At 67.3% G+C, this 14,848-nt stretch carries 14 protein-coding genes; 7 read left to right on the top strand and 7 right to left on the bottom strand.

The window, feature by feature from the left end; translation table 11 throughout:
* Positions 1-218: 218 nt before the first annotated feature.
* The 3 genes from ACN469_RS16845 to ACN469_RS16835 all read left to right on the top strand — a co-directional run bounded on the left by ACN469_RS16845 (position 219) and on the right by ACN469_RS16835 (position 4,702).
* Positions 219-2,123 carry an eCIS core domain-containing protein gene (locus ACN469_RS16845; protein ID WP_498769101.1) on the top strand — a complete coding sequence of 635 codons (1,905 nt, stop codon included), beginning with the start codon at positions 219-221 and terminating at the stop codon, positions 2,121-2,123.
* A gap of 153 nt (positions 2,124-2,276) precedes the next feature.
* Entirely contained in the window at positions 2,277-3,674 is a 1,398-nt protein-coding gene (locus ACN469_RS16840) for an SAF domain-containing protein (RefSeq protein WP_498769099.1), read from the top strand.
* A gap of 302 nt (positions 3,675-3,976) precedes the next feature.
* Positions 3,977-4,702, top strand: a complete 726-nt coding sequence (locus ACN469_RS16835) for a hypothetical protein (protein ID WP_498769097.1) — start codon at positions 3,977-3,979, stop codon at positions 4,700-4,702.
* Between the two features lie 66 nt (positions 4,703-4,768).
* Here the strand turns inward: ACN469_RS16835 and ACN469_RS16830 are convergent, their stop codons facing one another.
* Positions 4,769-6,442, bottom strand: a complete 1,674-nt coding sequence (locus tag ACN469_RS16830) for a DUF4394 domain-containing protein (protein ID WP_498769096.1) — start codon at positions 6,440-6,442, stop codon at positions 4,769-4,771.
* A gap of 258 nt (positions 6,443-6,700) precedes the next feature.
* On the opposite strand from ACN469_RS16830, the gene ACN469_RS16825 reads away from it, so the two are divergent.
* Positions 6,701-8,026 carry an APC family permease gene (locus ACN469_RS16825; RefSeq protein ID WP_498769095.1) on the top strand — a complete coding sequence of 442 codons (1,326 nt, stop codon included), beginning with the start codon at positions 6,701-6,703 and terminating at the stop codon, positions 8,024-8,026.
* 55 nt (positions 8,027-8,081) lie between these two features.
* Here ACN469_RS16825 and ACN469_RS16820 read toward each other — a convergent pair whose 3' ends face one another.
* The 3 genes from ACN469_RS16820 to ACN469_RS16810 form a co-directional block, all read right to left on the bottom strand.
* Positions 8,082-9,479 (bottom strand): zinc metalloprotease, encoded by a 1,398-nt coding sequence (locus tag ACN469_RS16820; protein ID WP_498769094.1) that lies wholly within the window; start codon positions 9,477-9,479, stop codon positions 8,082-8,084.
* Positions 9,480-9,710: 231 nt separating this feature from the next.
* Positions 9,711-10,025, bottom strand: coding sequence for a hypothetical protein (locus ACN469_RS16815; protein ID WP_498769093.1), 315 nt, complete (start codon positions 10,023-10,025; stop codon positions 9,711-9,713).
* Positions 10,026-10,423: 398 nt separating this feature from the next.
* Positions 10,424-10,963 (bottom strand): AAA family ATPase, encoded by a 540-nt coding sequence (locus tag ACN469_RS16810; RefSeq protein WP_498769091.1) that lies wholly within the window; start codon positions 10,961-10,963, stop codon positions 10,424-10,426.
* Between the two features lie 375 nt (positions 10,964-11,338).
* Between ACN469_RS16810 and ACN469_RS16805 the strand changes: the two genes are divergently transcribed.
* On the top strand, positions 11,339-11,929 hold the full coding sequence (locus ACN469_RS16805) for a hypothetical protein (protein WP_498769089.1): 591 nt from the start codon (positions 11,339-11,341) through the stop codon (positions 11,927-11,929).
* 226 nt (positions 11,930-12,155) lie between these two features.
* Here ACN469_RS16805 and ACN469_RS16800 read toward each other — a convergent pair whose 3' ends face one another.
* The gene (locus tag ACN469_RS16800) at positions 12,156-12,521 is read right to left on the bottom strand and encodes a winged helix-turn-helix transcriptional regulator (RefSeq protein ID WP_498769087.1); all 366 of its coding nucleotides are present in this window, start codon (positions 12,519-12,521) and stop codon (positions 12,156-12,158) included.
* Positions 12,522-12,596: 75 nt separating this feature from the next.
* Here ACN469_RS16800 and ACN469_RS16795 point away from each other — a divergent pair, with 75 nt between their 5' ends.
* Entirely contained in the window at positions 12,597-13,022 is a 426-nt protein-coding gene (locus tag ACN469_RS16795) for a DoxX family protein (RefSeq protein WP_498769085.1), read from the top strand.
* A 57-nt stretch (positions 13,023-13,079) separates the two neighbouring features.
* Here the strand turns inward: ACN469_RS16795 and ACN469_RS16790 are convergent, their stop codons facing one another.
* The gene (locus tag ACN469_RS16790) at positions 13,080-13,451 is read right to left on the bottom strand and encodes a cupin domain-containing protein (protein ID WP_498769083.1); all 372 of its coding nucleotides are present in this window, start codon (positions 13,449-13,451) and stop codon (positions 13,080-13,082) included.
* A gap of 204 nt (positions 13,452-13,655) precedes the next feature.
* A complete protein-coding gene (locus tag ACN469_RS16785) occupies positions 13,656-13,859 on the bottom strand; it encodes a cold-shock protein (protein WP_498769081.1) in 204 nt (67 codons plus the stop codon).
* A gap of 346 nt (positions 13,860-14,205) precedes the next feature.
* On the opposite strand from ACN469_RS16785, the gene ACN469_RS16780 reads away from it, so the two are divergent.
* The gene (locus ACN469_RS16780; RefSeq protein ID WP_498769079.1) at positions 14,206-14,721 is read left to right on the top strand and encodes a periplasmic heavy metal sensor; all 516 of its coding nucleotides are present in this window, start codon (positions 14,206-14,208) and stop codon (positions 14,719-14,721) included.
* Positions 14,722-14,848 lie beyond the last annotated feature (127 nt).

Below are 14,848 nucleotides of genomic sequence, written 5' to 3'. Positions count from 1 at the left end.
CTGTCTGCCCCAGGGGCACAACCCCAGACACGCGGCGTCCCACCAGGACGCCATCGCGTTCCAGGAGAACGAAGCGGCCCTCTCGGGTAGGACTCCTCTCCCAGAAACCCACGGGAGAACCGAATTACACCCTAATGGCATATGCGGTGCACTGGCCTCGACAGGCCCAGTGTCCAACGAGCATTGACACGAGTTGGACCCCCACCAACGAGCCGCGTATGCCTACAGGTCAAGACGTGCCCCTCGCACAGGAGCTCCCCTACGAGGTCCGACGCAAGCTGGAGCGATTCTTCGGCGCCAGCTTCTCCGACGTGCGCGTCCACATCAGCCAGGCTCCAGCCCTCCTGGGCGCCGAGGCCCTGGCCCATGGCAATGACTTGTACTTCCGGCCCGGCCGGTACCAGCCCTTCACCTCCGAGGGACAGCGGCTGCTGGGGCATGAGCTGACCCATGTCCTTCAGCAACGTGTCGGTCGCCACGAGGGGCCTCACGCGCGAGGGCTGGTGCTGGACAAGGCCCTGGAGGACGAAGCCGATGCGATGGGGGCGGCGGTCGCCGAGGGGGCCTGGAGTTGCTCCCGGCAGGACTGGCGACGCGCCCGTCCGCTCTCACGGCAGGCGGCACGAATCATCCAGCCCTACGTGATAGTCAAGTCGAAGGAGCTCACCCGCGACGACATCAAGTCCACGATGGTGCGGGTCATGAAGGAGCTCGAGTCCCTCGACGCCTTCGACGCGCCGTTCCCGTCCATCGCCTTCGCCGCCCGCGAGAAGCGCCTCTGGGAGTGGGCGCGGCAGTACCCGGAGCTCCTCGAGGCCAAGCTCGAGGCCTGGGTCGAGAGCAGCGGCGAGAAGGTGTCCACCCTGTTCGGCAGCAGCCAAAGCCCGGCGGAGTGGCGCCAGTACGAGAGCATCGCGGAGCTGGCGGTGGCGTTGGCGCATGAGACGCATCCCGGAACCCTGGCCAACCTCGAGCGGGAGGTGGCCATCGCCGACTACGTCATCAAAGACCCATTCATCAACGGAAAGCTGAGCGAGCTCCGAAAGCTCATCTACAAGAAGCTCGAGCAGGTCCTTCCATCCTACACGCGGCTGGCCTTCACGATTCAGCGAGCGCTCCCCAAGGGCAGCTACAAACTCCAGTCGAAGTGGGAGGACTTCTTCCATCAGCCCCTCACCGAGTATGAGGAGGGCACCTTCGAGCAGAACATCATGATGCTCCACGACATGATGGAGCAGTTGAGCAGCACCCGAGCGGGTGGGACGGGCTCCGTGGTGGGAGACACGCTGCCCGACCCCCGCCCCCAGGCCTATCGGGCGACGCAGCTCACCTCCCAGGGGCTCATGCGCGTCGTTCGAAAGACAGGGAAGAATGAAGGGCAGATACAGAAGCTCCAGAAGGGACTGGTGGACACCCGCATCGCGGTGACCAAGGAGCGGCGTGGCCGGCAGGACATGATTGACTCCTCGCGAGAGGACGGCAACGAGCGCCTGGCGCTCGCCCGCATGGGTCGACTGGAGCGCAACTCCTCCCGCCAGGAGTCACGGCTCACGAAGAAGCAAGAGCGCCTGGACGTGCTCTTGGAGGACAACGAGCCCGTCGTCGACATCCGGGCCAAGGGGCGGCGCAACGTGGGAACCCGCGCGGAGGAAGACCCCGACACGGTGACGGCGCGCTTGTTCTCCGCGCCCATCATGGCTGGCCGCTCCATGACGACCGCCCGCCTCCTGGAAATGGCGGACTGGGCTGGCTCCAACAATGCGCAGAACACGGCGCTTGTCTACGCCATCTTCGCCTATTGGAGGCGGCTGTATAATCGCGGCAAGACTCCCATCCATACCTTTCACGAGGTGATGGACGTGGCGTTCAACTATGGCATCGCCTACCAGCCGTTCCACTACCCGGAGGTGGAGCTGGCCAGATCGCCCGTGTTCGCCTATCGCAAGCCCAAGTGGACCCGGTTCTACCTGAGCTTCGACGTCTCCGCCTACGAGGTCGAGCAGCAGAGAATCAGCGAACCCGAGCCGCCGCGCGTGGTCGAGATGTCCACGCTCCGCCGCCGCTTCAAGGAGCCGGAGCAGCCCGTGCGGCGCTTCCCACCTGGAAAGCTCAAGACGGATTGAAGCCAGGCTCGGGCGCCCCACGCTCCCGTCCATTGGCTGCGGCGACCCCGCCAGAGGAGCTTGCGGTCGTAGCCCTGGCTGCCCTCGACCTTGAGCTCCACCAGGGAATCCATACGCACCCGTGAAAGCGCTGGGTAGAGTGACGGCGCTCCCATGCGCGCGCTTCTCACACTTCTCCTCTGTGTCTTCGCCATCCCTGCTCTCGCCGAGGCCGACCGACAGGTTGTCGTCGCCATGCGTGCTCTGCCAGCGGGCACCGTGCTCACCTATGAGATGGTAGGCCAGCGAAAGTCTTTTCCCCCGGAGCTTCCGCCCGAGTCGTTCGTACGCGAGGACAGCGCGGCCTATGTCATCGGCCAGCGCATCATCGAGCCGCTGGACGTGGGCGAGGCGCTCCAATGGGGCCACTTCAGCAGCATCTATATCAATCCCACCGCGTACCAGCCCTACTGCGACCGCATCCAGGCGGCCCAGCGGATGCGGCGCGCCTATCCGAGCGCCCCCGTGAAGCCCGCCGAGACGCAGACCGTCCTCGTGACCTCGGAAGCCCTGCTCGGTGGCACGGTGCTCAAGCGGAAGATGCTGACCTCCATCACAGTCCCTTCGACGTTCGCCAGCCGCTACTGGGTTTCCGAGGACGCCATCGACGCGGTGGTTGGAACCCGGCTGCTGGAGACACTGGATAAGGGCGACGTGCTGCGCTACCCGCGACTGGCGCCCTACGCCAGCGAGCCCCGGTGTGACTGGCTCTTCGAGGACGCGGGCAACCGCTATGCGACGAAGGGTCCCGCCGAGGCCGCCGGGCTCGTCTGTCCCAAGGGCACGCGGCGCGTGGACGGCGTCCCTGGAGGAGCGCAGTGGAGGAGCCTCATGCCGGGCTGGGTCGCCTACTGCGAGAAGCCCGATGGTCGGCGCCACGGCCCCCTACGGGCCTGGCATCGGATGAAGCCCGAACTCGAGCAGGAAGGCGCCTATGCCGATGGTCAGCGCACTGGCGTCTGGAAGTCGTGGATGGCTGGCGTGGCCACCATCGAGCTGACCTACGTGGATGGCAAACCCCACGGCCCCTTGCTCGCGCGGGAGCCCGATGGGACGACGGACGCGCAGGGCGACTTCATGAATGGGCGCCGGGAAGGGCTCTGGAAGATTCGGGTCCGTGAGCGAGACGAGCAATTGCACGCGACCTTCTCCCAGGGCCTTCCTCACGGGACCTGGAAGTGGATCAAGGCCGATGGCTCCGTGTCGAGGCAGCTCGACTTCGAGAAGGGAATCGCCCAGGGAGCCTTCCCCGACGCGGTGGTCATCGCCGCCGCGGCCCGGGATGTGCCTCCAGGCACGCTCCTGACCCATGACATGCTGACGCCACACAAGGTGCCCGCGAGCTTCTTGCCCTCCGTCTTCCTCTCGCGCTCGGACGTCTCCCACGTCACGAACCAGCGCATGGAGCCGGGCCTGAGCAAAGGCGCGCCATTGATGTGGTCGGATGGCATCCAGCTCCCCGAGTTGTCGGTGCCTCCGCCCAAGCCCGTGAGCGACACGAAGGCCCCCTGAGCCTTCCGAGGGCGTGACGGTGCGCCACATCGCACCTATCCGTCTCCACTCCTCCCCGGCCTGACGCGGCACCTCCAGCCGGCAAGGATTGCCAGGGTCGGCAACCCACGGCAGGTCCCGCCATCGCCGCGCCACACGCTCCCCTCTCAGGGCTCCGTGTTCGCCGGCTGGCCCTCGCGTTGCAATTCGCTCTATCGCGACGCTGACCCAGCCACCGAGTCACTCGGAAGTCCGGAGGAAGCGCTCGCGTCTCACCTCTCAACAGAAGCTGCGTCTGGGTACGCTGCTCGATGGAGTCGCTCATGAAGCTCAAGAATGCAGTGCTGGGAGTGGTGCTGTTCACGGCGGTGGGCTGCGGTGTGGAGACCCCGGAGCCGGTGGCCGAGACTCCGTCCGACGAGTCCTCTTCCGCCCGCCTGCTGGCCCGCGTGGAGCGGGACAACGGCAACGTCGTCCAGTTCTTCGAGGGCGCCCCTGGTGAGCTGATGGTCATGGAAGTCGGCACCGCTCCCAACCCGCCGGCGCAGGTCGACAAGCTGTCCCCCGTGGACGCCTGGCGCGCGCTCACCGGCGAGCAGGCGGCGCCCGAGGCGCTCGTGGCCGCACAGGAGCGCGCCAGGCAGCTCACGGCCAGCAGCCCCGTCGTCCCGCTCGTCATCGACTCGCCCGTGAGCGCCGGCACCCACTACAGCCCCGGCGCCCAGGACGGCGCGGTGCGTGCCTCCGCCGGATGCGACCCGGTCTGGTTCCACAACACCTTCTGCGCGGCCAGCTATGACTGGAAGCAGTGCCTCCTGAACCACCGCAACGGTGCCTACGCGCAGTCGAGCAGCGTGGACTACCACAGGACCGCCGCCTGCTCGGTCGACAACTTCATCGTCATCAACATCCAGGGGCAGGCCGTTCAGGGCATCGGCCCTGGCCAGTACTACTGGTACTGGAAGAGCGGCAGCAACTTCGCCTACCGCGCTGAAATCAGCAGCGCCACGAACGACACGTTCCACTTCTTCGTCGGCCTCGACGGCTGATGAATACGGGGCCCGGCGCCTGAGCCCGGGCCCCGTTTCTCCGGGCACGTCCTTCACGCGCCCGCGTCAGTACACGACGGCGATGTCGCGCAGCTCCGGGCCAGAAGTACCACCCAGTGCCGCCTGCTCCGCCGTCGTCGCGGTGCGCGGGAAGAAGGTCGCGGCGCCGGTCAGCAGATTCACCTGGTACAGCACGTAGGGCCCACTGGCCGCCGTACGGCCCGCCGCCAGCGGCAGTCCGTTGTCACCGCCAGCGATATCAAACCCCGTCGCGCCGACGAACGTCACGCCCAGCGCGCCCACGTTCACCAGCGTGCCATTGTTGGGAGGCACCTGCTGGGTCAGCACGTTGCCGTTGCGCTCCAGGTCGAACAACGTCGTCGCCGTCGCGCCCATCACGCTGTTCGTATACGCCGCGCCGAAGACGACGGCATCCGGTGTCCGGTTGATGGCGCCGTCCGTGGTCGTCGCGCCCGTGTCCACGTTGATGCGCAGGTTCTGCCCCGTGTTGCTCACCACGCGCAGACGGTCCGCCACCGGGTTGAAGTCCATGACGAACTGAGCCCCCGACAAGGTGGTGAAGGGGTCCGTGAGGTCGGCGGGGTCCGCGGCCAGGGTGGACTTCGCGGTGACCGCGCCCGTCTGCGTGTTCACCGTGTAGAGCTTCCCCGCGGACGACAGGGCATACATCGTCCGGTCCGCCGGGCGCTGGTCGATGCCGAGCAGCGTCTCCCCCGACGGCACGCCCGTCACCGCCACCGTCGCGGTCAGGGTGTTCGGCGCGGAGACCGCGGCACGCACGAGCTGGTTGTCGACGGTGAGGCCGTAGACCGAGGCACCCACCTCCTGCTTCAGGGCCAACCCCTTGATGGGCTCCGTCGAGCCGATGGCCGCCAGCTCCGTGGCCGCCGTCGTCGTGTTCGCCGGGTTGATGCGGTACAGCCGCTGCGTGCCGCCGACCGTCAGCGCCGCATAGCCGACGTTGGTGCGCGCATCGATGTCATAGCCATTCACCGCCGAGGCATCCACGCCCAACGCCGCCGGAGAAGAGAGCGTGCCGTTGTTCGGCGGGTCCTGGAGGTAGACGGTGTCGGTTGCCGCATCCAGCACGAAGAGGCGGGTGGTGGCGGTCTCCGCGAAGGAGTTGGTGTAGGCCGCTCCGGAGACCTGCGCACCGGTATTGCCGCCGTTGATGGCGCCGTCCGTGGTGGTGGCGCCGGTGTCGACGTTGATGCGCAGGTTCTGCCCGCTGTCCCCCACCACGCGCAGGCGGTCCGCCACAGGATTGAAGTCGACGGCGAAGTCGGTGCCGACGAGGCCCGTGAACGGGTTGTCGTCTCCCGTCATGGCGGACAGCGTGGACTTCACGGTGGCGACGCCCGTGTCTGGAGCCAGGGTGACGATTCGCCCCCCGCTGGTGAGGGCATACAGCTGCGAGTCCGCGGGACGGTAGTCGATGCCCAGCAGCGACTCGCCCTGATTCAGGCCCGTCACGGCGACGGAGCCCACCAGGGTGTCGGGCGTCGCGCGATTGAAGGACACGAGCTGATTGGATGCGGTCAGCGCGATGACCTCTCCCACCATGACCGGGTTCGGCCCGGCATCCGAGCCGGCGTCCGTTCCGGCGTCCATCCCCGCATCGGGAGTCGGGGTGGGGTCATCGTCGTCACCACAGGCCGTGAGAAGAAGCGCGGTGGCGACCGCGGCGAGGAATCTGGACTGCTGACCGACAAGCGTCATGGGCTCCCCAGGAGAGGCAACGGACTGCGTTCCCGAGGCCGTACGCAGGCCCCCTTCGAATCGGATTTCTCCCCCGTGTCGACACGCTTCGCGCTGTTCAGCAGCCAACCCGCAGCCCGCGATGAAGAAGCGAGTGGGCCCTGTTCGAGGACGTGAAGTTCAACGGACACCAAACCCTCCCGTCTATGCTCGGGGGCCATGAGCCCTTCACCCGAGCAGGCAGCTGGAGCCCCGTCAGGCGGAGGCTATTCGCGTCGAGTGGGGCTGTTCTCGGGGGTGATGCTCGTCATCGGCGGCATCATCGGCTCGGGCATCTTCCTCAACCCCGCCATCGTCGCCCAGCGCGTGCACACCCCCGCCCTCACGCTGGGGGCGTGGCTGCTCGGCGGCGGGGTGGCGCTCATCGGCGCCTTCATCTACGGCGAGCTGGGCCAGCGCATCCCCAAGGCGGGCGGCAGCTACGTCTACCTGCGCGATGCCTTCGGCGAGCTGCCCGCCTTCCTCAATGCCTGGGGAATGCTGCTGATGATCGCCACCGGAGCCATCGCCGCGGTGGCGGTGACCTTCGCCAACTACACGCTGGCGCTGACGGGCCTCGCTGACGGCTACCGGTACCCGCTCGCCGTCGGCGCCATCATCCTGCTGTCCGGGGTCAACTACTTCGGCGTGCGGCCCGGAGCGCTCACGCAGAATGTCTTCACGGTGCTCAAGCTGGTGGCGCTCGCGGTGCTCGTGGGCGCGGGCCTGCTGCTCGCGGGGGCCACCCCTTCGTCGGGGACCACGACGCCCCCGGCGCCACCGGACTCCATCGTGCTGGCCCTCGGCGCCGCGCTCGTCCCCGTCCTCTTCAGCTACGGCGGTTGGCAGCAGACCAACTTCGTGGCCGAGGAGCTGGTGAATCCGGAGCGCAACCTGCCCCGCGCGCTCCTCTGGGGCGTCATCGGCGTGGTGACGGTGTACCTGCTCGCCAACCTCACCTATCTGCGCACGCTCGGAGCCGAAGGACTGGCGGCGAGCAACGCTCCCGCGGCGGACGCGCTCGGGCTGCTGTTGGGACCCACGGGCCGCACCTTCATCACCGCGGGCGTGGCGCTCTCCACCTTCGGGTTCCTCAACCTCGTCATCCTCGTGTCACCCCGCGTCTACCAGGCGATGGCGGCGGATGGACTGTTCTTCCCGTGGATGGCGCGGCTGCATCCGCGCTACCACACGCCCTCGGCGGCCATCGTCTTCCAGGCGGTCTGGGCCATCCTCCTCACGAGCACCGGGACGTATGGCGAGCTGCTCGACTATGTCGTCTTCGCCGACTGGCTCGTCTTCGGCGCCACGGCCGCCACGCTCTTCGTCTACCGGGCCCGGGAGCGACAGGGTCTGGTGCCCCGCGTGTCGTACCGGGTGCCAGGGCATCCCATCACTCCCCTGCTCTTCATCGCGGCGGCGCTCTACGTCGTGGTGGGCTCCACGGCCTCCAATCCGCTCAACGCCCTCAAGGGCACGCTGCTGCTCGGCGCGGGCGTGCCCGTGTTCCTCTACTGGCGCAGGCGAAGGGACGCGCGCGCCACGGCTTTCGTCGCGCCGGAGTAATCCTCGGAAATGGCAGGGAGCCACATGACTCCCTGCCTCCCCTTTCACGCGTGGGTCACGGAGCGCCGCGGCGCCCCTGGTTCCGACCGGTGAAGATCCAGTGGTCCATCGCCGCCGCGTAGTTGCTGTTCCCGAAGGCCGCGATGAGGTCCGGGTTGCTCGCGAGGTAGTACTTCACGTCGAAGTCCGCGGAGGCTCGGCGCCCCTCGAAGAGTCCTTGGGTGCGCCAGTGGCTGAACGCCGCGGCGTAGTTCGTGCCGAACGCGGCCTGCAGGTCCGCGTGATAGGCCAGGTAGTACTTCACGTCGAACTCACGCGAGCCCCTGCGCCCCTCGTTGATGCCCCAGTTCAGCCAGTGGCCTCGCGCCGAGGCGTAGTTCGTGGGGCCGTACGCCGCCACGAGGTCGGGGTTGCTGGACAGATACCAGGCGACGTCGAAGTGGGCAGCGCTCCGGCGGCCCTCGTTGATGCCCCAATCCAGCCAGTGCTGCTTCGCGGCATCCCAGCCCGCCGCACCGTAGGCATTGAGCAGGTCGCCCTGGTTGTTCAGATAGAAGGCGACGTCGACGTCGACTTCCGCCTGCGGACCATAGATGGCCCGAGCGCCGGCCAGGTCATTGGCGGTGAGGTTCAGGTCCCCCCGATTGGAGCCGTTGCACTGCGGATAGTGCATCACCGAGGCGGCGTCATAGGCCGTCAACGAGCGCCAGGCGTTGTCCTCGAAGCAGGTCCGCGCCTCGGGGCGGGTGTGCTCGTGCCGGAAGCCCAGCGTATGCCCCAATTCGTGGCGCATGATGCCCGCCAGCGTCCACGGCGCGGTGTTGCCAAAGGACGAGGAGTCGATGAGCACGTTGCGGTTGGCGCGGGCATAGCCAGGGAAGAACGCGCGCGCCAGATAGGGTTGGCCACTGATGGGCCGCACGTCGAAGACGACGTTGCCATTGGCGGCGTTGCAGGCACCGTCCTGGTCCCTCCGGTGCTCGAAGAACACGTTGACCTGCTCCCAGGCATCCGCGGCCACGGCCATGACGTACACCACCGTGTCGTAGTTGGAGCCGAAGGCCGTGCTCACGCAGTAGGGGATGTTGCGCTGGCGTGTATAGCTCCAACGGTCGTCCGCATTGCCCACGCGATTGACGATGAGCGGCCTGCGCGCGCTGTCCACCGTGGTGGCGCCGCCACCTTCGGTGCCACGCAGGTAGGCCTGGAACACCTCGGCGAGCGCCGCTTCCCCTTCGACCGGCGTGTCTCCATCCACGATGAAGAGGCCCGAGCCCGGCTCCCGCCACGCCTGGGCGCGGAACTCCTCGTAGGTCAGCACAGGCACCCGCGTCCTGGCCTCCTCGGAGGGCGAGTCCAACGCATCACCACACCCCGCCAGCCCCAGCCAGGCAGCCCCCACTGTCCACAGCCTGCGTGCACGGCGCGACCGCACATCTGAGCTCATCTTCATGGAGATTCCCTGAGTCGAGCCGGAGCACGACACACTCCGGATGTTCATACGGTCAGGGTGGCGTTCCGACACCCTCCCGAACCGCGACCGAGACCAAGCCATACTCGTGTCCAGCACGCCAGGACCGGGCAGGTACTCATGAAGCACTTGTCAGACACTGGAGTCGATGACGAGAGCCCACCCCTCGCCAGCATGCGGGGGGTGGGCTCGACTGCTCCGACAGAAACAGCGTTACCGCGTCACGGCCGGACCCGCCAGCATCGGCGGTGCGCAGAGCACGGCGTCGTCACGCGAGGACTCCGACGATGACAGCTCAGCCTCCTCGGTGTCCCGGGCCGCACCACCACACGTGCCGTACTCCCACTCCGTCACCCACTCCCCACAGGTGACGACCTGCATGCTCCAGGGAATCGCACAGACCAGCCAGCACGGCTCGTTCTCATTGCAGCGGTCCTGCGAGCAATCCGGAGGCAAGGCCGAGGCAGACAGCGGGGCCAACACGAGCGCAGCGAGGCCTGCGAACAGGGACTTCGGAAGCAGATTCATGATGTCTCCACGATGACGGATGGACCGACCCCTCCGTGGGAGCCGGCTTCATCCATTGTCTCAGGAAAACCACGAATATTCAAAAATCACGATTGACGGATTTTTCCTCACTGGAGACATCCCGACAGGAAATTGAGCACAACCTCCCACGAGACAGGACACACATAAGGCTTTCCGGCTGGATAATTATATCCCTACCCGCGAGCTTGTCTTTACGGACTGATATGTCCTTATACTTGTCCCTCGCGGCAATGGCATGCGTCAGCGCGTGCGGGTCGGGCTGGGGAGCGTCGAGGGGGAACCCGTCCGCGTCCTGGAGGCGTGACGCCCCCTGACAGGCAGCAAGGTCCAGAGGGGCTCCTGGAGCGGAGGCGCCGCGACGTCTCCGCTCCGGCCCGTCACCGAGCCGCGTCAGCCAGGTGCGAGAGCACCTGCTTCGCACGCGCGCTCACCGGTCCCTCGACCTCGAGCACCTCCACCTCGAAGGCGTAGGCCCCATCGAGGAGGAGCTCCTTCAGCTTCTCGTCGACCGCCAGGCGAAGCGCCTTGTCGTCCGAGGCGGAGAGCGCAACCCGGTCCGGTCGCTCAATCCCGACGAAGACGATCAAGTCGAGCTTCTGGAGGGCCGCGCGTACGCGCGGGAGCCACGCGTCAACGTCGAACGCGTCGCTGTCCTCGTGGGCCAACAGGTAGCCGATGAAGTCCACCGGACATCGGTCGAACAACACGTCGCGAGCGCCCTCGTCCAGGTTCTCGAGGGACCGCGTGAGCTGCGCTTCGAAGTCCTCGACCGAAGGAGACTCAGCGAACTCGTACCCCTCTTCTTCCAGCTGATGGTACGGCTCATCCACCGTCACGTAGTCCGGGAGGAGGTCGGACAGCTCTTCGACGAGGGTGGACTTCCCTACGCGATGAGCTCCGGAGACAGCGATTCGCATGCCTCCGCTCTAGCAGTTGGAGCGAGCCGGCGTCAGCCTCGTTTCCCAGGCAAAGGCAATTCAAAGCACTGGGCGCCATCACTGCCTGCGTTGACGAACTCCCCGTGCCCACCGCCATGGGTGCGCAGGTCCAGGGTGTCGTCTCTGCCATCCGCTTCTACAAGGGCAGCGCCGCCAGCGCGGGGCTCCACATGGGAAGCCGCCTCCAATGCGGCCTCGGCAACTACGCAGCCGCCCCCAGACGACAGGGCCGCCCCCACGTTGCGCAGAAAATGGACGTCTGGGGTTTCCTGGGAGCGGGGCCACATGGCCGGTATGGGTACCCCGCGCTTCTTTCCCTGAAAGGGAACCCAGATGCCGTGTTCACGTGTCGTGATGGCAGTCGCCCTGCTGGCACTCAGTGCGTGTGGAGGGAGTGATTCCGAATCCCTGGAGGAACCGGGGCATGTCGAGCGTCCTGGCGACAACCAGCCCGACCATCGTCCCAACGTCGCGGGCACGTATGACGTCACGGGGACCATGAGCATCGTCGTGAATGGACAGACGGACGTCACCTCCATCCTGGATGTCTTCCGAATCGAGGCTCCCGCCAGAAGCCCCAGTCGGGTGCAGCTCCACCTCGGCGAGATGAACTGCGGCACCGGCATCCGCGCGACGATGACGGGTGAGACCACCTTCTCCGTCAACGAGGGTGAGTGCCCGCTTCCTCCTGAAGACGGCTGCACCTCCAGGTTCAGCATCAATGGGGGCAGCGGCTCCCGTCCGTTGAATGGCTCCCTCCAGCTGGGACTCCGAGGACAGCTCGAGCTGCGGTGTGGCACCCGGTCCGCCAGCGCGCCAGTCTCCATCGACGTCTCCGGCTCGCGCACGGGCCAGGCACTCCCGGACACCCGGGCACAGGTCCTCATCCTGCGTGCGGACCTGGCCTCCACCTTGCGTCGGCTCGCGGACGACGTGCGGCCCTGACACGTCTCGGGTTGCGCGGAAAAAGGGGCATCGGGGTTTCACCCTGACCGCGCCCCTGATTCACCTCGCGTGCCCGGCGCAAGACGCTCGCCGGGCGCGCGGAGTCATCTCGCGAAGCACCGCGCCGCGCCTCCTCCGTGGGGCTTCGCGTGGCACGCCCTGCATGATGGATGGGATGTATTCGACACGGCTCCAGCATTCAGTGGCATCCGCGTGCGGAGCACACTCACTTCGGGCTGGCAGCGCGCTGGAAGGCTTCGCGGGCTCGCTGTATCTCCGGCCGGTGCCGCTGCGCCCAGATGGCCAGCTCGGTCACCGGCTCCAGCAGCGTTCGTCCCAGCCGTGTGAGCTCGTAGTCCACGCGCGGCGGAGTCGTCGGAAAGACGGTCCTCGACACGAGCCCGTCGCACTCGAGCCCCCGCAACGTGAGCGTCAGCATGCGCTGGGAGATTCCCTCGATGGCCCGCTTGAGGTCGCTGAAGCGCACCGCGCCGTCACCCAGGTTGACGATGACCATCACGCTCCACTTGTCCCCGATGAGGCTCAGGATTTCACGCGTCGCGACGCAGTCGTCGACGAAGCGCCTGGTCATCTTTCCGTTCCCTAGTGACTTCAATGTGCCTCCTTGTCCGGCATCCAGGGGCATGGAAGATAGGCGGGGAACGCCATGACGACCGCTTTCAGTGACAGCGCGAGGCCATCCAGAGTCCTTCCCCTCAGCCTGTGGGTCGTCCAGGCCCTCCTGGGGCTGCTCTTCGCCGGCACGGGCCTCTGGAAGCTCCTGACTCCCATCCCGGGGCTCGCCGCGATGATTCCGTGGGCAGGACAGGTTCCCGCGGCCTTCCTCTATGCGACGGCGGTGGTTGACCTGCTCGGCGGGCTGGGCGTCGTCCTGCCCTCGCTCACGCGAATCAAGCCAGGCCTCACCGTCCTCGCCGCGCTGGGCTGCGCCGCGCTCCAGCTCTCCGCCATCCTCTTCCATGTCTCGAGGGGTGAGGCAGCAAATACCCCCTTCAACTTCCTGCTCGTGGGGCTCTCGCTCTTCGTCGCCTGGGGGCGACACTCGCGAGCCCCCATCCCGCCTCGGGGTTGACGGACACCCGGGCTCGCCGCCTCGACGGCGAGCCCGTGCGCGGCCTCACGAGCCCCCTCAGGCCTTCGCGGGCTTCTTCTCCTGCTGCGCGCCCTCGTCACGGCCGTGCACCGCCGCGGGTGGACTGGTGGCTTCCACCGCGGAGAACGTCTCCAGAATCTTGTACGTGTGACTGGAGCCTCGCGGCACGAGCCACGAGTCACCGGGGTTGAGCAGGATGACCTGCCCCTCCAGGTGCAGCTCCGCGCGGCCCTTCAGCACGAAGCCCACCGTCTCGTAGTCGCGCGGCTCGGCGGGCCGGGGCTCGCCGGGTGGCTCGTCCTCCCACAGCCGCATGGACACTCGCACGCCGGAGGCCAGGTACTTCTGCCCCATGTCTCCCCGGGGCGAGTGACGGCTCTCCACCTTCTTCACGCTGGTATCCCCCATGCCTCGGTCTCCTTCGCCCTCGGGCGTCAGGCGGCGGATGCGCCGCGCTCAGCCCTGAAGGTAAGGAAGGGGGCGAGGCTCGACGGGGCCCGCACCGGCGCTCGCCTGCCCGACGGGCCAGGGCGCACCCATGACGAAGGCCCAGCCTTCCCTGTGGGAAGACCGGGCCTCGGGCTCACTCAAGGGTGGCCAGGAATGCCGCGATCAGGGTGCGGCGCGAACGTTCTGGGCCTGCAGGCCCTTCGGGCCCTTCGTCACCTCGAACTCCACCCGCTGCCCCTCCTGGAGGGTGCGGAAGCCATCCATGTTGATGGCCGTGTGGTGGCAGAACACGTCCTCACCGCCCTCTTGAGCGATGAAGCCGAAACCCTTGGCGTCGTTGAACCACTTCACAGTACCGAGTGCCATGTGACCTTCTTCTTTCTGCTAGACGGTGACCCGGGACCAGCCGGACCACCCGTGCGGGGCGGACATCGCTCCGACACTGCCGCGACAATCTACCTCCCGGTCTGCCTTGTCCACCGGACCTCCGCCTGCCGGGCAGGCGGTCGTCGAGCAGAGGACAATCCGAGACGCTGAAAATCGCTCGGGAGGTCAACAGGCCACACTCGCTTCTTCATCCCGCCCACGCCCGCATCGCTTCACGTTTCTTCATGCGGCTCCGGCGCGCCCTTCACACCCGCCTTCTACCTTCCTGTCCGTCAAACACCGGCGCGCCCGCTTCGGGTTCGCCTCATTTGAAGGAGCAGGACCCATGTTCGGATTCTTGTTTGGGACCGCGTGCCTCGCGGGCCTCATCTACACGGTGCGGGGCGGTCGTCGCTGGCGCCATCACGCCCACGGACGCGGCAGCCGGTTCGGCTGGCGGATGAGGCTGCGGTGGCTCTTCGAGCGGATGGAGACGTCACCCGGCCAGGAGAAGGTCATCATCCAGGCCACCGAGGAGCTGACCGAGGCCTTCGACAAGCTGCGCGACGAGGTGGGCCCCAGCCGCACCGCCCTGGGCACCGCGCTGCGCGGAGAGCACTTCGACGGCGCCGCGGTGCGCGAGCTGTTCGCCCGGCACGACGTGGCGGTGGAGAACGCGCGTCGCGCGCTGCAGGGCGCGCTCTCGCAGGTGCACGAGGCGCTGGATGCGCGCCAGCGGCGCGAGCTGGCGGACATCCTGGAGCACGGCTGGGGTCATGGCTGGCGCGGAGGCCCTGGCTGGCAAGGGCGTCACTGCGGCGGGCGCGGCGGCTGGCGCGGCGACGACCAGCGGATGGTGTGAGCCGTCGTCTCCCCTCTCCGGAAAAGAACGAGGAACTCCGCCATGCGCCGTCGCCTGCTCATCGTCCTGCTCGCCTTGGGAACCTTCGGAGGTTATGCCTCCGGCTTCGCCAGCGTCGCCCGCCACC

It is taken from the genome of Corallococcus terminator (genome assembly GCF_049194865.1).
Classification (GTDB): domain Bacteria; phylum Myxococcota; class Myxococcia; order Myxococcales; family Myxococcaceae; genus Myxococcus; species Myxococcus terminator_A.
Note: the sequence above shows the minus strand (reverse complement) of the source record. Positions and strands in the feature narration are given on the sequence as shown.